Source organism: Burkholderia sp. Bp8986, assembly GCF_003854225.1.
In the GTDB taxonomy this organism is placed as follows: domain Bacteria; phylum Pseudomonadota; class Gammaproteobacteria; order Burkholderiales; family Burkholderiaceae; genus Burkholderia.
This window is the reverse complement of the sequence record NZ_QTQM01000026.1, coordinates 37,394-56,714: the sequence shown is the minus strand read 5'-3', so window position 1 is coordinate 56,714 and position 19,321 is coordinate 37,394. Positions and strand designations below refer to the sequence as shown.

15 protein-coding genes are annotated in these 19,321 nt (G+C 68.0%); 6 read left to right on the top strand and 9 right to left on the bottom strand.

Annotated features, from left to right (window positions below; genetic code table 11):
* Positions 1-6: 6 nt before the first annotated feature.
* The 6 genes from DID99_RS22440 to queA form a co-directional block, all read right to left on the bottom strand.
* Complete coding sequence (locus DID99_RS22440; protein WP_185733809.1) at positions 7-1,557, bottom strand: S41 family peptidase; 1,551 nt, start codon at positions 1,555-1,557, stop codon at positions 7-9.
* Between the two features lie 160 nt (positions 1,558-1,717).
* Positions 1,718-2,668, bottom strand: coding sequence for a protein translocase subunit SecF (secF, locus tag DID99_RS22435; RefSeq protein ID WP_044844020.1), 951 nt, complete (start codon positions 2,666-2,668; stop codon positions 1,718-1,720).
* Positions 2,669-2,686: 18 nt separating this feature from the next.
* The gene (secD, locus tag DID99_RS22430) at positions 2,687-4,717 is read right to left on the bottom strand and encodes a protein translocase subunit SecD (protein ID WP_044844021.1); all 2,031 of its coding nucleotides are present in this window, start codon (positions 4,715-4,717) and stop codon (positions 2,687-2,689) included.
* A gap of 106 nt (positions 4,718-4,823) precedes the next feature.
* A complete protein-coding gene (yajC, locus tag DID99_RS22425) occupies positions 4,824-5,147 on the bottom strand; it encodes a preprotein translocase subunit YajC (RefSeq protein ID WP_006476868.1) in 324 nt (107 codons plus the stop codon).
* A 231-nt stretch (positions 5,148-5,378) separates the two neighbouring features.
* Positions 5,379-6,578 (bottom strand): tRNA guanosine(34) transglycosylase Tgt, encoded by a 1,200-nt coding sequence (gene tgt, locus DID99_RS22420; RefSeq protein ID WP_124667561.1) that lies wholly within the window; start codon positions 6,576-6,578, stop codon positions 5,379-5,381.
* A 207-nt stretch (positions 6,579-6,785) separates the two neighbouring features.
* Positions 6,786-7,853: a tRNA preQ1(34) S-adenosylmethionine ribosyltransferase-isomerase QueA gene (gene queA / locus DID99_RS22415; protein WP_124487974.1), complete on the bottom strand. Its 1,068-nt coding sequence runs from the start codon at positions 7,851-7,853 to the stop codon at positions 6,786-6,788.
* A 167-nt stretch (positions 7,854-8,020) separates the two neighbouring features.
* Between queA and recG the strand changes: the two genes are divergently transcribed.
* From recG to ubiA, 6 genes are all read left to right on the top strand, one after another.
* Entirely contained in the window at positions 8,021-10,369 is a 2,349-nt protein-coding gene (recG, locus tag DID99_RS22410) for an ATP-dependent DNA helicase RecG (RefSeq protein WP_124667560.1), read from the top strand.
* Between the two features lie 137 nt (positions 10,370-10,506).
* The gene (locus DID99_RS22405; RefSeq protein WP_044844025.1) at positions 10,507-11,466 is read left to right on the top strand and encodes a hydrogen peroxide-inducible genes activator; all 960 of its coding nucleotides are present in this window, start codon (positions 10,507-10,509) and stop codon (positions 11,464-11,466) included.
* A gap of 551 nt (positions 11,467-12,017) precedes the next feature.
* Positions 12,018-14,204 (top strand): catalase/peroxidase HPI, encoded by a 2,187-nt coding sequence (katG, locus tag DID99_RS22400; protein WP_124667559.1) that lies wholly within the window; start codon positions 12,018-12,020, stop codon positions 14,202-14,204.
* 104 nt (positions 14,205-14,308) lie between these two features.
* Entirely contained in the window at positions 14,309-14,464 is a 156-nt protein-coding gene (locus DID99_RS37360; RefSeq protein WP_185500316.1) for a hypothetical protein, read from the top strand.
* Positions 14,465-14,584: 120 nt separating this feature from the next.
* Positions 14,585-15,073, top strand: coding sequence for a non-specific DNA-binding protein DpsA (dpsA, locus tag DID99_RS22395; RefSeq protein ID WP_044844027.1), 489 nt, complete (start codon positions 14,585-14,587; stop codon positions 15,071-15,073).
* 297 nt (positions 15,074-15,370) lie between these two features.
* The gene (ubiA, locus tag DID99_RS22390; RefSeq protein ID WP_124487971.1) at positions 15,371-16,243 is read left to right on the top strand and encodes a 4-hydroxybenzoate octaprenyltransferase; all 873 of its coding nucleotides are present in this window, start codon (positions 15,371-15,373) and stop codon (positions 16,241-16,243) included.
* A 102-nt stretch (positions 16,244-16,345) separates the two neighbouring features.
* On the opposite strand, the gene proC is transcribed toward ubiA, so the two are convergent.
* From proC to glcF, 3 genes are all read right to left on the bottom strand, one after another.
* Positions 16,346-17,158, bottom strand: a complete 813-nt coding sequence (gene proC / locus DID99_RS22385; protein ID WP_124487970.1) for a pyrroline-5-carboxylate reductase — start codon at positions 17,156-17,158, stop codon at positions 16,346-16,348.
* A gap of 50 nt (positions 17,159-17,208) precedes the next feature.
* Positions 17,209-17,907, bottom strand: a complete 699-nt coding sequence (locus tag DID99_RS22380) for a YggS family pyridoxal phosphate-dependent enzyme (protein ID WP_124667558.1) — start codon at positions 17,905-17,907, stop codon at positions 17,209-17,211.
* A gap of 136 nt (positions 17,908-18,043) precedes the next feature.
* Positions 18,044-19,270 carry a glycolate oxidase subunit GlcF gene (gene glcF / locus DID99_RS22375; protein WP_044844030.1) on the bottom strand — a complete coding sequence of 409 codons (1,227 nt, stop codon included), beginning with the start codon at positions 19,268-19,270 and terminating at the stop codon, positions 18,044-18,046.
* Positions 19,271-19,321: the final 51 nt, after the last annotated feature.

The following is a 19,321-nucleotide window of genomic DNA, read 5'->3' as shown; positions in this document are numbered from 1 at the left end:
GGCACGTCAGTGCTCGCCGCGCTCGCATACCGGCTGCGCCGGCATCAGTTGCGCCGGTGCAGCGACGGTCTGCACCGGGCGGCCGGCGAGCGCGTCGAGCGCTTGCCGGAGCTGCCAGTCACTTGCCGTGCCGAATTCGCGCTGCGGAAGCGCCGCGCTCTTCGCCGTATCGATCTTCGCGCGCACGCGGGCTTCGCGCAGTGCCTGCCGTGCCTTGCGAACCTGCGCGAACGGGTCGGGCGCGACCCGGTCCGCATACGGCGCGCGGGCGAGATCGACTTCGCGGTACCACAGCAGCACGCCGTCGACGTCCGAGTCGCGGCGCGGCGGCACGAGCCAGTCCGGCACGACGCCGTAGCCGTCCATCGGGCAGCCGTTCGGCCGCAGGTTGCGCGCGAACGTGAAAGCGAGGCGCGTGCCGTCGATCAGGTCGACGCCGGTCTGCGCGAGTCCCTTTCCGTAGGTCGGCATCCCGAGCAGCCGCGCGCGGCCGAGATCCTTCAGTGCCGCCGCCGTCGCTTCGGCGGCCGACGCGCTCTGTCCGTCGACGAGCACCACGAGCGGCACGGTGCGCCACCAGTCGTCGGCCTGCAGCGGCGCGAGCGGATCCTGGCCGCGCATGACCGGCAGTTCGTAGTCGGGCCAGTTGGTCGTGAAGCGGCGGCGCTTCGTGCCGTCGCGCTCGAGCGTGATCATCGCGGTACGGTCGCGCCCGGCGAACAGCGCGGTGATGCCGATCGCCGCATTCAGCGCGCCGCCGCCGTTGATGCGCAGGTCGAGGATCACGCCTTTCACCGGCGGCCCCGCGCGGCGCGCGGCCTGCACCGCGTCGATATAGCTGCCGACCGCGGGCTCCGGAAAGCTCGACAGCCGCGTGTACAGGATGTCGCCGGCGAGCCGCTTCGTCGTCGCCGGGTGTGGCCGGACGATCGCGCGGACCGGCGCGAAGGTCAGCGTCGTGTGGTTCGGACCGCGCCGGACCGTGAGCTTGAGCGGCACGCCCGCGTCGCCCTTCGCGAGTTTCACGACCTCGCTGCTGTCGATGCCGACGACGCTCCGGTCGTTCATCGCGACGACGAGATCGTCGGGCCGCACGCCGGCCTGTTCGGCGGGCGCGTCGGGGATGACGTCGAGGATGTGCAGCCCGTCGGGCCGTGTCTCGAACACGATGCCGATGCCCGGCGTGCCGTCGCGCCGTTCCTGCTCCTCCTTCGCGTTGAAGAAGCGCGCGTGCGGCAGCGTCTTGATCCCGTCGTGCACGGTGGCGTCGAGCAGCGCGCCGATGTCGACGTCGGTCAGGTGCTGCTTCTTCAGCACGTCGACCGCGGCCTTCAGTTCGCAGAGCTGCGGTTCCCAGTCGGGCGGGCAGGGTGACGGTTGCGACGCGGCGGCAGCAGCTGCCGGAGCGGCCGCGGACGGGGCCGCAGGCGGGACGGCAGGCGGCGCGGACGCGGATTGCGCGCGCGCGGCCGATGCGCATGCAACGAACGCAGCCGCGGCGGCTGCGCCGGTACTCCAGGCGACGATGCGATGAACGACACGCGTGGCTGGCATCATGAGGACCGCGGCTTCGGCGGGTGGCGGGGCGGGACGGTGACGCGATTGTAGCCGACGGTCCGTGCAGTCGCGACGGACGGGGAGGGCGGCGGCTCGCCCATGAAAAAAGGCCGGTCCACGAGGGACCGGCCTTCCGGTATCAGCCGAAGCGATACAGCGCTTAAACCTGCGCGCCCGCGTTCGGATCGTCCGGATCGTGCGCGGTCTTCTTTTCCTTGATGAGGTCTTCGCGCTTGATGCCGAGCCACATCGCGAGCGAGCCCGCGACGAACACCGACGAGTAGATGCCGAACATGATGCCGACCGTCAGCGCGAGCGCGAAGTAGTGCAGCGTCGGGCCGCCGAAGAAGAACATCGACAGCACCATCATTTCCGTCGACGTGTGCGTGATGATCGTCCGCGACATCGTGGTCGTGATCGCGTGGTTGATCACTTCCTGCACGCTCATCTTGCGTTCGCGGCGGAACGTTTCGCGGATCCGGTCGAAGATGACGACCGACTCGTTGACCGAGTAGCCGAGCACCGCGAGGATCGCCGCGAGCACCGCCAGCGAGAACTCCCACTGGAAGAACGCGAAGAAGCCGAGAATGATCACGACGTCGTGCAGGTTCGCGATGATACCGGCGACCGCGTACTTCCATTCGAAGCGGATCGACAGGTAGATCACGATGCCGATCACCACGCACGCGAGCGCGAGGAGACCGTCGGTCGCAAGCTCGCGGCCGACCTGCGGGCCGACGAACTCGACGCGCTGCAGCGTCACGTCGGGGCTTTGCGCCTTCAGCGCGGTCATCACCTGGTCGCTCTGCTGCGCGGACGTGAGGCCTTCCTTCAGCTGCAGGCGGATCAGCACGTTGCGCGACGTGCCGAAGTTCTGCACCTGCGCATCGGCATAGCCGAGCTTGCCGAGCGTGTCGCGCACGGGTTCGAGCTGCGCGGCCTGCTGGTACTGGACCTCGATCACCGTGCCGCCGGTGAATTCGACGGACAGGTGCAGCCCGCGGTGGAACAGGAAGAACACGGCGGCGAGGAACGTGACCAGCGAGATCACGTTGAACACCAGCGCGTGCCGCATGAACGGAATGTCTTTACGGATGCGGAAAAATTCCATGGCTTCGTCTCCGGGGCCTTATTGGGTCGAGCCCGGTTTCTTCGGCGACACGCCTTGCTGCGCGCGGTTGCGCAGCTGCGGCTTGCCGGCGCGCGGTGCGTCGCCCTTCGCGGGTGCGGCGAGCTTCGCGGCGCGCGCGGTGTCGGTCGATTCGTCGGCCGCGCCGAACGCTGCACCTGCGGCACCGGCCGTGGCGCCTTCCGGCTTCCACACCTGGCCGATCGCGAGCGACTTCAGCTTCTTGCGGCCGCCGTACCAGAGGTTGACGATCCCGCGTGAGAAGAACACCGCGGAGAACATCGACGTCAGGATGCCGAGGCAGTGCACGATCGCGAATGCGCGAACCGGGCCCGAGCCGAACGCGAGCAGCGCGAGGCCGGCGATCAGCGTCGTGACGTTCGAGTCGAGAATCGTCGCCCACGCATGCGCGTAACCGGCCTGGATCGCGAGCTGCGGCGGCTGGCCGGCGCGCAGTTCTTCACGCACGCGCTCGTTGATCAGCACGTTCGAGTCGATCGCCATGCCGAGCGCGAGCGCGATGGCCGCGATACCCGGCAGCGTCAGCGTCGCCTGCATCAGCGACAGCACCGCGACGAGCAGCAGCAGGTTCACCGACAGGCCGATCACCGAGATCACGCCGAACAGCATGTAGTACGCGATCATGAACACGGCGATCGCGCAGAAGCCCCAGATCACCGAGTGGACGCCCATCTTGATGTTGTCCGCGCCGAGGCTCGGGCCGATCGTGCGTTCCTCGATGATGTCCATCGGTGCGGCGAGCGAACCGGCGCGCAGCAGCAGCGCGAGGTCGGCCGCCGCCTGCGGCGTCGGTTGGCCCGTGATCTGGAAGCGGTCGCCGAGTTCGGACTGGATCGTCGCGACCGTCAGCACCTCGCCCTTGCCCTTCTCGAACAGCACCATCGCCATCGGCTTGCCGATGTTCTCGCGCGACACCGCGCGCACCGAGCGGCCGCCCGCCGAGTCGAGGCGGATGTTGACCGACGGACGCTGGTGTTCGTCGAAGCCGGCCGACGCATCGATGATGCGGTCGCCGGTGAAGATCACGTCCTTCTTCAGCAGCACGGGCGCCTGGTTGCCCTGCGTGAACAGCTCCTCGCCCGGCGGCACGGGGTCGTTCGGGTTCGGGTGCGTGTTGAGCGGATCGGCGAGGCGCGCCTCGAGCGTCGCGGTGCGGCCGATGATGTCCTTCGCCTTCGCGGTGTCCTGCACGCCCGGCAGTTCGACGACGATACGGTCGCTGCCCTGCTGCTGCAGGATCGGCTCGGACACGCCGAGTTCGTTCACGCGGTTGTGGAGCGTGGTCAGGTTCTGCTTGAGCGCGGCGTCCTCGACGGCCTTCTGCACGGCCGGCGTGAACGTGCCGACGACTTGCGTGCCGCCGCCGCCGGGCTGGGTCGCCCATTGCAGTTCGGTGACCGACGCGGCGAGCACCTTGCGGGCGTCTTCGGCCGTTTGCGCGTCGCTGAAGTTGACGACGACGGACTGGTCGACGCGGCTCACGCCGCCGTCGCGGATGTTCTTGTCACGCAGCAGCGCACGGGCGTCGGACGCGTCGGAGTCGAGCTTCTTGGTGAGCGCGCCCGTCATGTCGACCTGGAGCAGGAAGTGGACACCGCCGCGCAGGTCGAGGCCGAGATACATCGGCAGGGCGTGCAGCGCGGTCAGCCAGCGCGGCGACGCGCTTTGCAGGTTCAGTGCGACGACGTACTGCGGATCGTTCGGGTCGGTGTTCAGCGATTTCTGCAGCAGGTCCTTGACGCGCAGCTGCGTATCGGTGTCCTTCAGGCGCACGCGGATGTTCGCGTTGGACGCCGTGTTCTCGAAGGTGACGTCGTCCGGCGTGATCTGCGCGGACGCGAGCGCGGATTCGACCTGGGTCAGCGTGGTCGAGTCGAGCTTGACCGTGGCCTTGCCGCTCGACACCTGCACCGCCGGCGCTTCACCGAAGAAGTTGGGCAATGTGTACAGAAGGCCGATGGCGAGCGCCACGACCATCACGACATATTTCCAGAGTGGATAACGATTCATGAGGGGGCCGAACGGGTGGTTGGCGTGAAAGCGTCGCGTCCGGCGCCGCGGCGGCCCGCGCTGTCAGGCGGGCACGGCGCGGGGAGCCGGACGCTCGGTGAAAACCTTACAGCGACTTGATCGTGCCCTTCGGCAGAATGGTCGTGACCGCAGCCTTCTGCACGGTGATTTCGGTGCCTTCGGCGATTTCGACGCCGATGTAGCCTTCGGTGACCTTCGTCACCTTGCCGACGAGGCCGCCGCTCGTGACGACTTCGTCGCCCTTCGCCATGGCCGCGAGCATGTTGCGGTGTTCCTTCTGGCGCTTCATCTGCGGACGGATCATGATGAAGTACAGCACCGCGAACATCAGGATGAGCGGCAGGAAGCTCATCAGGCTCGATTCGGCGCCACCGGCGCCTTGCGCGAAGGCATTGGAAATGAACGGCACGTTGGTCTCTCCGTAGGGGAAGATCGAAAAATAAGCCGGTTATTCTACCACCGGCCCCATGCGCGAACGGCTCGGCAAATGCGCTTTCGGATCAAGCTGTTAAGCGTGAAACGACGCCGTTGCGACTCGTTTGGAAAGGCGATTGTAATGTTTGGCGGTCGCGACGGGCACCCGGAACGCATTATTTAGTACACGTCCTATGTGACGGGCGCGCTGCGGGCCGCCGGCCCGTCAGTCGACCCCTCTCGCGCGATCCTCCGCGAAGCGCTGGCGGAATGCGTCGAACGTATGGGTCTCGATCGCGTCGCGGATCTCGCTCATCAGCTGCAGGTAGTAGTGCAGGTTGTGGATCGTGTTGAGCTGCGCGCCGAGGATTTCGCCGACGCGGTGCAGGTGATGCAGGTAGCCGCGCGAGAAATTCTGGCACGTGTAGCACGTGCAGCTCGCGTCGAGCGGCTTCAGCGAGTTCTTGTGCGTCGCGTTGCGGATCTTCACGTCGCCGAAGCGCGTGAAGAGCCAGCCGTTGCGCGCGTTGCGGGTCGGCATCACGCAGTCGAACATGTCGATGCCGTTCGCGACGCCCTCGACCAGGTCCTCCGGCGTGCCGACGCCCATCAGGTAGTGCGGCTTGTGGGCCGGCAGCTTCGGGCCGACGTGCCGCAGCACGCGCATCATGTCTTCCTTCGGCTCGCCGACCGACAGCCCGCCGATCGCGAGGCCGTGGAAGCCGCGCTCCGCGAGGCCCGCGAGCGATTCGTCGCGCAGGTCCTCGAACATCCCGCCCTGGACGATCCCGAAGAGGGCGTTCGGGTTGCCGAGCCGGTCGAACTCGTCGAGCGAGCGCTTCGCCCAGCGCAGCGACATGCGCATCGACTCGGCCGCTTCCTTGTGCGTGGTCGGCACGCCGTTGGTCGCGTACGGCGTGCACTCGTCGAACTGCATCACGATGTCCGAGTTCAGCACCTTCTGGATCTGCATCGACACTTCCGGCGACAGGAACAGCTTGTCGCCGTTGATCGGCGATGCGAACGTCACGCCGTCCTCGGTGATCTTGCGCAGGTCGCCGAGCGAGAACACCTGGAAGCCGCCCGAGTCCGTCAGGATCGGCTTGTTCCAGCCCATGAAGCCGTGCAGGCCGCCGTGCGCGTCGATCGTGTCGAGGCCCGGGCGCAGCCACAGGTGGAACGTGTTGCCGAGGATGATCTGGGCCTTGATCTCGTGCAGCTCGCGCGGCTGGATCGCCTTCACGGTGCCGTACGTGCCGACCGGCATGAAGATCGGCGTCTCGACCACGCCGTGGTTGAGCTTCACGCGGCCGCGGCGCGCATGGCCGTCGGTCGTCAGCAGTTCGAATTCGAGCCCGTTCGCGGGGCGGTCCTGCACGGGGGCGTGCGGATGAGCGTGCGTATCGTGGGATGAACCTTCGGTCATCGCGTCATTCTCCTTGCCACCGGAGAACAGTCCGGCGCATGTTGGAAACGCCGCCGGGCAACCGGCGGCGGGGAAAAGCGGGTGCGCGCCATCGTAGCGCGTACCGCAGCAAAACGGGGGCGACGGCGCGGGGACAACGGCGCGACGGCGCGACGCGCAGCGGCCGCAGCGCGGTCGCGGGCCGGCGTGTCTTCGCACCTGCCGCGCTTACGCGCGCGGCGCCTCCGGCGTGTCGCGCCGCGTGAGCAGCATCGCGTCGCCGTAGCTGAAGAAGCGGTAGCGTGCGTCGATCGCGTGCCGGTACGCGGCGCGGATCGTCTCGACGCCCGCGAACGCCGACACCAGCATCAGCAGTGTCGACTTCGGCAGGTGGAAGTTCGTGACGAGCCGGTCGACGATCCGGAAAGCGTAGCCGGGCGTGATGAAGATGTCGGTCTCGGCCTGCGTCGCCGCGAGCGGGCGGCCGGCTTCGTCGGCGCTGCGCGCCGCGGCTTCGAGCGCGCGCATCGAGGTCGTGCCGACCGCGATCACATTGCCGCCGCGCGCGCGGGTCGCGGCGATCTTGTCGACTAGCGACTGCGGCAGGTCATACCACTCGCTGTGCATCTTGTGCTCGGCGAGGTTCTCGACGCGCACCGGCTGGAACGTGCCGGCGCCGACGTGCAGCGTCAGCGTCGCGCGCTCGACGCCCATCGCGTCGAGCTGCTCGAGCAGCGGCTGGTCGAAATGGAGCCCGGCCGTGGGCGCGGCGACCGCGCCCGGATTGCTCGCATAGACGGTCTGGTAGCGCGTTTCGTCGGTCGCGTCCGGATCGTGCTCGATATAGGGCGGCAGCGGCAGGCGGCCGAACTGCTCGATCAGGTCGAGGCACGGCTCGGGGAAGATCAGCGTGAAGAACGGCTCGACGCGCTCGCCGACCGTCACGTCGAACGCGTCGGCGAGGCGCAGCGTCGTGCCGGCGCCCGGCGACTTGCTCGCGCGGATCTGCGCGAGCGCGGTGTGCGTGCCGGTCACGCGCTCGATCAGTACCTCGATCTTGCCGCCGCTGGCCTTCTGGCCGAAGAAGCGTGCCTTCAGGACCTTGGTATCGTTGAACACGAGCAGGTCGCCGGGCGCGATGCACGACGGCAGCTCGGCGAAGCGGCGGTCGACGAGGCGCGCGGGCTCGACGGTGCCGTCGACCTCGAGCAGGCGGCTCGCGGTACGGTCGGGCAGCGCGGTTTGCGCAATCAGCTCGGGAGGCAGATTGAAATCGAAATCGGAAAGCGTGAACATGCGGGCTGGTTCGAAACGGCCGGCGGGCGCCGCCGACAAGGCGGAAACGCATGAATGTGGCGCGCGAGCCGCTATGATGGCGGGATGCGCGGCCTGGCCGGCGTCGTTCGTTCGGACGACGTGAAAGCCGCTATTGTACTTGCCTTGCGAAGCACCCAGACGATCCGATGCCTGTGTCACCACGCCGTTCCACCGCCGCCGTTGCCGATTCCGCTGATCCGTTCGACGCGGACGATGCCGCGTTACCCGCGCGCAGCGCGGGGGAGCACGAGTCACCGCTCGGTATCGCGCCGCGGCGCACGGGCCCGAAGCGCGGTGCCGACGGGCGGCTCGCGCAGCCGGCCGCTGCCGCACCCGACGCCGAACCGGGCGCGGGAGGCGACGAAGCGGGTGCAGCGGGTGCAGCGGGACCATCCGGTGCGAAACGCAAGAAGAAGCCGGCCGCCGACAAACCCGTGAAGACCGTCGACAAGCTCGCGAAGCTCGGCCTCACGCGCTCGATCGATCTCGTGCTGCATCTGCCGATGCGCTACGAAGACGAAACCACGCTCACGCCGATCGGCGAACTGCTGCCGGGCGGCATCGCGCAGACCGAAGGCGTCGTGTTCGACAACGAGGTCGCGTACCGGCCGCGTCGGCAGCTCGTCGTGAAGATCCAGGACGACGACGGCGAGCAGCTCGTGCTGCGCTTCCTCAATTTCTACGGCTCGCAGGTCAAGCAGATGGCCGTCGGCCAGCGGCTGCGCGTGCGCGGCGACGTCCGCGGCGGCTTCTTCGGGATGGAGATGGTGCATCCGGCCGTGCGCGTCGTCGAGGCCGATGCGCCGCTGCCGCAGGTGCTCACGCCCGTCTATCCGAGCACGGCCGGCGTGTCGCAGGCGTATCTGCGCAAGGCGATCGAGAACGCGGTCGAGCGCACGCCGCTGCCCGAGCTGCTGCCGCCCGAGATCGAGCGCGACTACCTGAAGCCGCTCGGCGTGCCGACGCTCGCGCAGGCCGTGCGCATCCTGCACCACCCGGCCGTCGATTCCGACGAAGCCGCACTGATGGACGGCTCGCATCCGGCGTGGACCCGCATCAAGTTCGAGGAGCTGCTCGCGCAGCAACTGTCGCTCAAGCGCGCGCACGAGGAGCGCCGCACGCGCGCGGCGCCCGCGATGCCGCGTCGCGTCGCGACCGATGCCGATGCGCTGACCACACGCCTTTACGCGGCGCTGCCGTTCACGCTGACGGGCGCGCAGTCGCGCGTCGTCGACGAGATCGCGCACGACCTCACGCTCGCGCACCCGATGCAGCGGCTGCTGCAGGGCGACGTCGGCAGCGGCAAGACGGTCGTCGCGGCGCTGGCGGCCGCGCAGGCGATCGACGCCGGCTACCAGGCCGCGCTGATGGCGCCGACCGAAATCCTCGCGGAACAGCATGCGCGCAAGCTGCGCGCGTGGCTCGAACCGCTCGGCGTCACGGTCGCATGGCTCGCGGGCAGCCTGAAGGCGAAGGAGAAGCGCGCGGCGATCGAGGCCGCGGCGCTCGGCACCGCGCAGCTCGTGATCGGCACGCACGCGATCATCCAGGACACCGTCGAATTCGCGCGGCTCGGCCTCGTGATCGTCGACGAGCAGCACCGCTTCGGCGTCGAGCAGCGTCTCGCGCTGCGCGCGAAGGCCGCGAACGCGGCTAACGGCGCGCGCGATTTCCAGCCGCACCAGCTGATGATGTCGGCCACGCCGATCCCGCGCACGCTCGCGATGACGTATTACGCGGACCTCGAGGTGTCGACGATCGACGAGCTGCCGCCGGGCCGCACGCCGGTGCTGACGCGCCTCGTCGGCGACGCGCGGCGCGAGGAGGTGATCGCCCGCGTGCGCGAGGCCGCGCTGACCGGCCGCCAGGTGTACTGGGTGTGTCCGCTGATCGAGGAGAGCGAGACGCTGCAGCTGCAGACGGCCGTCGAAACCTATGAAACGCTGGCCGCGGCACTGCCCGAGCTGAAGGTCGGGCTCGTGCACGGGCGGCTGTCGCCGGCCGACAAGGCGGCCGTGATGGAGGCCTTCACGCGCAACGACGTACAACTGCTCGTCGCGACGACCGTGATCGAAGTCGGCGTCGACGTGCCGAATGCCTCGCTGATGGTGATCGAGCACGCGGAGCGCTTCGGCCTCGCGCAGTTGCACCAGCTGCGCGGCCGCGTCGGGCGCGGCACCGCGGCGTCGGTGTGCGTGCTGCTGTACACGGGCCCGCTGTCGCTGACCGGCCGCGAGCGGCTGAAGACGATGCGCGAGACGACCGACGGCTTCGAGATCGCGCGGCGCGACCTCGAGATCCGCGGCCCCGGCGAATTCCTCGGCGCGCGCCAGTCCGGCGCGGCGATGCTGCGCTTCGCGAACCTCGAGACCGACGGCTGGCTGATCGATCCGGCCCGCGACGCGGCGGCGCGGCTGATCGCCGCGTATCCCGACGTGGTCACGCAGCATCTCGCCCGCTGGCTCGGCGCGCGCGAGCAATATCTGAAGGCCTGATTCGCGCATTCAGGGTCGGATTTAAAACCGCCATGCAGCGCTGATTCGGCGTGTTGCGATACAGAGAAACTTGGCGAACCGGTGCCAACGGGTGTATAAATTAAACCTATCGCCTGTATATCCCTGATTGACCCACAATGACCCTGACTGAATTGAAATACATCGTCGCGGTCGCGCGCGAACGGCACTTCGGTCGCGCGGCCGAAGCGTGCTTCGTGAGCCAGCCGACGCTGTCGGTGGCGATCAAGAAGCTCGAAGACGAGCTCAACGTGCAGATTTTCGAGCGCGGCGCGAGCGAAGTGAGCGTGACCCCGATCGGCGACCAGATCGTCACGCAGGCGCAGCGCGTGCTCGAGCAGACCTTCGCGATCAAGGAGATCGCGAAGCAGGGCAAGGACCCGCTCGTCGGCCCGTTCCGGCTCGGCGTGATCTACACGATCGGGCCGTATCTGCTGCCGACGCTCGTCAAGCAGATGATCCAGCGCGTGCCGCAGATGCCGCTGATGCTGCAGGAAAACTACACGCTGAAGCTGCTCGAACTGCTGAAGCAGGGCGAGATCGACGCCGCGATCATGGCGCTGCCGTTCCCCGAAACCGGCCTGATGGTGCGGCCGCTGTACGACGAGCCGTTCGTCGTCGCGCTGCCGGCCGGCCATCCGTGGGAGAAGCGCGAGGAAATCGACGCCGAGGACCTGAAGCAGGAAACCATGCTGCTGCTCGGCAACGGCCATTGCTTCCGCGATCACGTGCTCGGCGTGTGCCCGGAGCTGATGCGCTTCTCGCAGACGGCCGACGGCATCCAGAAGACCTTCGAGGGCTCATCGCTCGAAACGATTCGCCATATGGTCGCGAGCGGCGTCGGCATCACGGTGCTGCCGCGGATGTCGGTCGCCGAGGTTGGTCCGCGCGCGAACGGCCCCGACGCCGAGTTGCTGTCGTACGTGCCGTTCAACGAACCGGTGCCGGATCGCCGCGTCGTGCTGGTGTGGCGCAAGAGCTTCACGCGGATGCCCGCGATCGACGCGATCAGCGAGGCGATCGCCGCGTGCGAGCTGCCGGGCGTCGCGAAGCTCGACATGCCGGCGACGATGAACTGAGTGAACTGATCAGGGAGCGGTGCTCCCGAGGCAGGCGGATGAACGGGGTCTGGCGACCCCGTTTATTTTTGCCTATCGAATAGATGAAATTTATTAAATTCAAATTATCGATAGACGTAATTAGAATCATTTCCATGGATTGCGTCGGATCGGCGGTTCGATTCGCACGTTGAATGCAAGCGTCAAAGGAGGATGTCATGATGCGGTCGGTACTGCAGCACGCGCAGCGGAACATCCCGTCGCGCGACGAGGTCGTCAATCGTGCGAGGGCCGCGGCCCGGAGCCTGCGCCCGATTGCGTTCGCGTACCTGGCGGACCGTACGTATGGCGGATGAGTGCCGTTGCATGCAGGTTCGATGTTCCCCGACTCACCGCCGTTCAGCCATGAGGGAGCGTTGCATGTCCGAAGTCCCGCAACCCGCATCGAAGGCCGCGCGGCCTGACACCCCGTAGTACGACAGGATCAACCTGTTCCGTTTCATCCCCCGCAATGCTCCATGAACCGCGCCCGGCAAGTGGGGGCTTACGAGTCAAGCAAAGGAGAAAAAAGCATGTCGACCGAATCGAAGTGTCCGTTCAACCATACGGCGGCCGGCGGCACGTCGAACAGGGACTGGTGGCCGAACCAGCTCAATCTCAACATCCTGCACCGGCACTCGGCGCTGTCCGATCCGATGGACAAGGATTTCGACTACGCGGAAGCGTTCAAGAAGCTCGACCTCGCGGCGGTGAAGCGCGATCTGCAGGCGCTGATGACCACGTCGCAGGACTGGTGGCCGGCCGACTTCGGCCACTACGGCGGCCTGTTCATCCGGATGGCCTGGCACAGCGCCGGCACGTACCGGACCGCCGACGGCCGCGGCGGCGCGGGCGGCGGGCAACAGCGCTTCGCCCCGCTGAACAGCTGGCCGGACAACGGCAACCTCGACAAGGCGCGCCGGCTGCTGTGGCCGATCAAGCAGAAGTACGGCCGCAACATCTCGTGGGCCGACCTGATGATCCTGACCGGCAACGTCGCGCTCGAATCGATGGGCTTCAAGACCTTCGGCTTCGCGGGCGGCCGCGTCGACACATGGGAACCGGACGACGTCTACTGGGGTTCGGAAAAGATCTGGCTGGAACTGAGCGGCGGCCCGAACAGCCGCTACTCGGGCGACCGTGATCTCGAGAACCCGCTCGCGGCCGTGCAGATGGGCCTCATCTACGTGAACCCGGAAGGCCCCGACGGCAACCCCGACCCGGTCGCGGCGGCCCGCGACATCCGCGAGACGTTCGCGCGGATGGCGATGAACGACGAAGAGACGGTTGCGCTGATCGCCGGCGGCCACACGTTCGGCAAGACGCACGGCGCCGGCCCCGCTACGAACGTCGGCCCCGAGCCGGAAGCGGCGGCCATCGAGCAGCAGGGCCTCGGCTGGAAGAGCACGTACGCATCGGGCAAGGGCCGCGACGCGATCACGAGCGGCCTCGAAGTCACGTGGACGTCGACACCGACGAAGTGGAGCAACGACTTCTTCAAGCACCTGTTCGGCTATGAATGGGAACTGACGAAGAGCCCGGCCGGCGCGCACCAGTGGGTTGCGAAGGGCGCCGACGAGGTGATTCCCGATGCGTTCGATCCGGCGAAGAAGCATCGCCCGACGATGCTGACGACCGACCTGTCGCTGCGTTTCGACCCGGCCTACGAGAAGATCTCGCGCCGCTTCTACGAGAACCCGGCCGAGTTCGCCGACGCGTTCGCGCGCGCCTGGTTCAAGCTCACGCACCGCGACATGGGTCCGCGTGCGCGCTATCTGGGCCCGGAAGTGCCGGCCGAGCAACTGCTGTGGCAAGACCCGATCCCGGCCGTCGACCACCCGCTGATCGACGCCGCCGACGTCGCGGCGCTGAAGGCGAAGGTGCTCGCGTCGGGGCTGTCGGTCGCGCAGCTCGTGTCGACCGCGTGGGCGTCGGCTTCCACGTTCCGCGGTTCGGACAAGCGCGGCGGCGCGAACGGCGCGCGCATCCGCCTCGCCCCGCAGAAGGACTGGGAAGTGAACCAGCCGGCGGCACTTGCCGCGGTGCTCGAGACGCTCGAAGGCGTGCAGAAGGCGTTCAACGATGCGCAGACGGGCGGCAAGAAGGTGTCGCTCGCCGACCTGATCGTGCTCGCCGGTGCAGCCGGCGTCGAGCAGGCCGCGAAGAACGCGGGTGTCGCGGTGACGGTGCCGTTCGCACCGGGCCGGATGGACGCGTCGCAAGAGCAGACCGACATCGAGGCGATGGCCGTGCTCGAGCCGGTTGCGGACGGTTTCCGCAACTACCTGAAGCACGCGTACAAGACGCCGGCCGAGGCGCTGCTGGTCGACAAGGCCCAGCTGCTGACGCTGAGCGGGCCGGAGCTGACGGTGCTCGTCGGCGGCCTGCGGGTGCTCGGCGCGAACGTCGGTGACGCAAAGCACGGCGTGTTCACCGATCGTCAGGGCGCGCTGACCAACGACTTCTTCGTGAACCTGCTCGACATGGGCACGGAGTGGAAGCCGGTGTCGGCCGCGAACGACGTGTTCGAAGGGCGCGACCGGGCGACGGGCCAGGTCAAGTGGACCGGCACGCGCGTCGACCTGATCTTCGGTTCGCACTCGCAGCTGCGGGCGCTGGCCGAGGTGTACGGCAGCGCCGACGCGCACGAGAAGTTCGTGCGCGATTTCGTCGCGGCCTGGAACAAGGTGATGAACCTCGACCGCTTCGACCTCGCGTGAAAGTCGCGATGCGCTGACGCAGTCACGCTGTAACGTGAAACGGCCGGTCGCACGACCGGCCGTTTTTTCTTCCGATTCAAGGTCTTGTCGAAGGAGTGACGACCATGACGCAAATGATGCTGAACATGCGCGCCGCGTTCACGCCGGCCGAGCTGGCGCGCCGTATCGTCGGTTTCGCGATCGTCATCGGCGGTGCGGCCGAGCTGGTCGCGCAGGCGCTGCACGCGCTTGCACCGCTCGTGTCGAGCGCCGGCGGCTGAGCGCAGCGAATCGCGCGCCGCGCTAGACTGGCACGTCGCGAACGGATGCCGCACGGCGCGGCGTGCGGATTGCTCGACGCGTTTTCGCCGGTTCAACATTTCGAATGAGGAGTCCCGAAGATGGCCAGGAAAGGCAACGCCACGCAGATCAACATCGGCATCAGCGACAAGGACCGCAAGAAGATCGCGGACGGCCTGTCGCGTCTGCTCGCCGATACGTTTTCGCTGTACCTGAAGACCCACAACTTCCACTGGAACGTCACCGGGCCGATGTTCAACACGCTGCATCTGATGTTCGAAGAGCAGTACAACGAACTGTGGCTCGCGGTCGACCTGGTCGCCGAGCGCATTCGCACGCTCGGCGTCGTCGCGCCGGGCACGTTCGCGGATTTCGCGAAGCTGTCGTCGGTGCCGGAAGCGAACGGCGTGCCGGCGGCCGAAGAGATGATCCGCCAGCTCGTCGAAGGGCACGAGACGGTCGTGCGCACCGCGCGCGAAATCTTCCCGATCGCCGATGCGGCGAGCGACGAGCCGACCGCCGACCTGCTGACGCAGCGCCTGCAGACGCATGAAAAGACTGCGTGGATGCTGCGGTCGCTGCTTGCCTGAATCCGGGGTGACCGGCCGTGCGTCGTGCGGCCGGTGTCAGCGGGTGATCGGCAACCGGGCGGTGTCCCGAAGTCGAAGCGGGGTCGGATTGCCTGCATCGGCATCGAATGTCGGCAGGGCGGGCTGCGCACCGCCCATGCATCTGTCCCCTGATCGACGTATGCGGCTGCTCGGCCGCGTGCAGCGGGCCCGAGCAGCCTGCGCGCGCGCCGCCGCACCCGGCTGCGGGCCGTCCCGACATGACGCGAACCGCCGCTCGGCTCTAAAATGCCGGGATTCTCTTCCCGGTGGTTCGCCATGCTCGCCCGCTTTCCCCTGTATCTGCGGCTCGTCCGGATGGACAAGCCGATCGGCAGCCTGCTGCTGCTCTGGCCGACGCTCAACGCACTGTGGATCGCGTCGGACGGTCATCCGCGCTGGCCGCTGCTGGTGATCTTCGCGCTCGGCACGCTGCTGATGCGCTCGGCCGGCTGCGCGATGAACGACTATGCCGACCGCGATTTCGACCGTCACGTGAAGCGCACGGCCGACCGGCCGCTGACGTCGGGCAAGATCCGCGCATGGGAAGCCGTCGCGATCGCGGTGGTGCTGTCGTTCATCGCGTTCCTGCTGATCCTGCCGCTCAACACGCTGACGAAGGAGCTGTCGGTCGTCGCGCTGTTCGTCGCCGGCTCGTACCCGTTCATGAAGCGTTTCTTCGCGATTCCGCAGGCGTATCTCGGCATCGCGTTCGGCTTTGGCATCCCGATGGCGTTCGCGGCCGTGCAGGACACGGTGCCGATGCTCGCGTGGGTGATGCTGGTGGCGAACATCTTCTGGTCGGTCGCGTACGACACCGAATACGCGATGGTCGACCGCGACGACGACATCAAGATCGGCATTCGCACGTCCGCGCTGACGTTCGGCCGCTTCGACGTCGCGGCCGTGATGGCGTGCTATGCGGTGACGCTCGGCATCTACGTGTGGATCGGCGTGACGCTCGGCTTCGGTCTCGCGTACTGGGCCGGCTGGGCGGCGGCGGTCGGCTGCGCGCTGTATCACTACACGCTGATCAAGGATCGCGAGCGGATGCCGTGCTTCGCGGCGTTCCGGCACAACAACTGGCTCGGCGGCGTGCTGTTCGCGGGGATCGCCGTGCATTACCTGCTGGCGGGGCCGGCTGCCAACTGAAGCGGTACGGGCACCTCGCCGGTGCGCGATGCCAACAAAAAAGCGGCCGTGGCCGCTTTTTTTGTTGGCGCGGCCGGGCAAGCCCGGCCGACGACGCGGCGCTTACGCGCGACCGAGCTCGTCGCCCATTTCCTTCGCGCGTGCCTCGGCCGCGAGCGCGCCGCGCACGATCGCTTCCTTCACGCCTTGCGCGTCGAACGACGCGAGCGCGGCGGCCGTCGTGCCGCCCTTCGACGTCACGCGCTCGCGCAGCACGCTCGCCGGTTCGCCCGACTGCGCGGCGAGTTGCGCGGCGCCCGCGAACGTCGCGACCGCGAGCGCGCGGCCCTGTTCGTCGTTCATACCGAGGCGGCGCGCGGCTTCCTGCAGCGCTTCGATGAAATAGAACACGTACGCCGGGCCGCTGCCCGAGATCGCCGTGACCGCGTCGAGCTGCGCTTCATCGTCGAACCAGACGATCTCGCCGACCGCGCCGAGCACGTTCGACGCGAGCTCGCGACCGGCCGCGTCGACGCCCGGCAGCGCGGCGAGGCCCGTCACGCCCATGCCGACCAGCGCCGGCGTGTTCGGCATCGTGCGCACGACGCGTGCGTAGTCGCCGAGCCAGCGGGCGAGGTCGGTGCCGCGGATGCCGGCCGCGATGCTGATCACGAGCTGCGACTTCAGGTGAGGCGCGAGCGCCTGCGCGACGTCCTTCAGCACCTGCGGTTTCACCGCGAGCACGATCGCGTCGTAGTCCGCGAGCGTCGCGTCGACGGCCGCGCCGGTGCGGATGCCGAACTGCTGCGCGGTGCGCGCGCGGGCGTCTTCGTTGACGTCGATGGCATACAGGCCGTCAGCGGCGACGCCGCGCTTGATCAGGCCGCCGATCAGGGCCGCGGCCATGTTGCCGCCGCCGATGAATGCGATTTTCATGGTGTCGAATTGAGCAAGTGAGTGAACGGGAAGGCGGAAAAGGGCGGCGCTCAGCGCGAATAATCGCGGGCGCCGAAGATCGCGGTGCCGACGCGCACGATGGTCGCGCCTTCGAGCACCGCGGCCTCGAGATCGGCGGACATGCCCATCGACAACGTGTCGAGCGGCAGGCCGTCGGCACGCAATGCGTCGTACAGCGCGCGCAGCGCGCGATGCGGCACGCGTTGCGCATCGATATCGCCGGCCGGCTCGGGAATCGCCATCAGGCCGCGCAGGCGCAGCGCCGGCAGCGCGGCGACCGCGCGCGCGACGTCGGCCACGTCGGCCGGCGCGACACCGCTCTTCGACGCCTCGCCGCTGATGTTCACCTGCACGCATACGTTGAGCGGCGGCAGGTGCGCGGGGCGCTGTTCGGCGAGGCGCTGCGCGATCTTCAGCCGGTCGACCGAATGGACCCAGTCGAACCGTTCGGCGACCGGGCGCGTCTTGTTCGATTGCAGCGGCCCGATGAAATGCCATTCGAGCGCGGCGCGCAGATCCGCGAGCGCGTCGATCTTGTCGATCGATTCCTGCACGTAGTTCTCGCCGAACGCGCGTTGGCCGGCCGCATGCGCGGCGCGCACGTCGTCGGCGGGAAACGTCTTCGACACGGCGAGCAGCGAGACGGTGGCGGGATCGCGGCCGGCCGCGCGGGCGGCGTCGGCGATGCGGCGGTGAACGGAATCGAGACGGACGGCGAAATCGGACATGACGGGCACGGAAGCAGGCACGGGAAGCGAGTACGGCGGCGAATGGCGACGAATGCGGCAGCGGGTGCGGCACGGCACGCGCCGCATCGGTTCGCCCATTATACGGACGGGGCGCCGGCGGGGCCGGCCATCCGCGTCAGCCGTACAGCAGATGTTCGACGAGCTGGATCCAGTGCGCGACCGGAATCTGCGTGCCGCTTTGCAGGTGCGCGATGCAGCCGACGTTGCCGGACACGATCATCTGCGGCTCGAGTGCCTGCAGCTTCAGCAGCTTCTGCTTGCGCAGCCGGTACGACAGCGACGGCTGCGTCAGCGAATAGGTGCCGGCCGAGCCGCAGCACAGATGGCTGTCGGCCGGCAGCCGCACGTCGATGCCGAGCGTCTCGAGCAGGCGCTCGACCTTGCCGCGCGACTGCTGGCCGTGCTGCAGCGTGCACGGCGGGTGGTACGCGACGGTATGGATCGCGCGGCGCCGCGCGAGCGTCGCGATCTCGGCCTCGAACGCGAGCAGCACGTCGGAGATGTCGCGCGTCAGCGCGACGATGCGCTGCGCCTTCTCCGCGTAGGCCGGATCGTCGCGCAGCAGGTGCGCGTATTCGAGCACCGTCGCGCCGCAGCCCGTTGCGTTCATCACGATCGCTTCGGCGCCTTGCTCGACGTACGGCCACCACGCGTCGATGTTGCGGCGCGCGTCGTCGAGCGCCTCGTCGTGATAGTTCAGGTGCAGGCGGATCGCGCCGCAGCAGCCCGCGTCGGGCGCGACGATCGTCTCGACCCCGAGCGCGTCGAGCACGCGCGCGGTCGCGATGTTGATGTTCGGCAGCATCGACGGCTGCACGCAGCCGGCGAGCATCAGCATCTTGCGCGAATGGGGGCGCTGCGGCCATTCGAGCAGCCGCGTGCGCGGCGGCACCTTGTCGCGCAGCCGTTTCGGCAAGAGCGGCCGCATGTGCTGGCCGAGCCGCATGAGCGGCGAGAACAGCGCCGCGTTCGGCACGAGGCTGGCGAGCACGCGGCGCACGAGCCGTTGCTGCACGGGGCGCTGCACTTGCGCCTCGACGTGCTTGCGGCCGATTTCGACGAGCCGGCCGTACTGGACACCCGACGGGCAGGTCGTCTCGCAGCTGCGGCAGGTGAGGCAGCGGTCGAGGTGCTGCTGCGTGCTGCGCGTGACGGGCGCGCCTTCGACCATCTGCTTGATCAGGTAGATGCGGCCGCGCGGGCCGTCGAGTTCGTCGCCGAGCAGCTGATAGGTCGGGCACGTCGCGGTGCAGAAGCCGCAATGCACGCACTTGCGCAGGATCGCGTCGGCCTCGTCGCCGTCGGGCGTATTGCGGATGAAATCGGCGAGGTTCGTTTGCATCGATCTTAGGGTCTGTTTATATATGGAACGCGCATGCGTTGCCACGAGAAC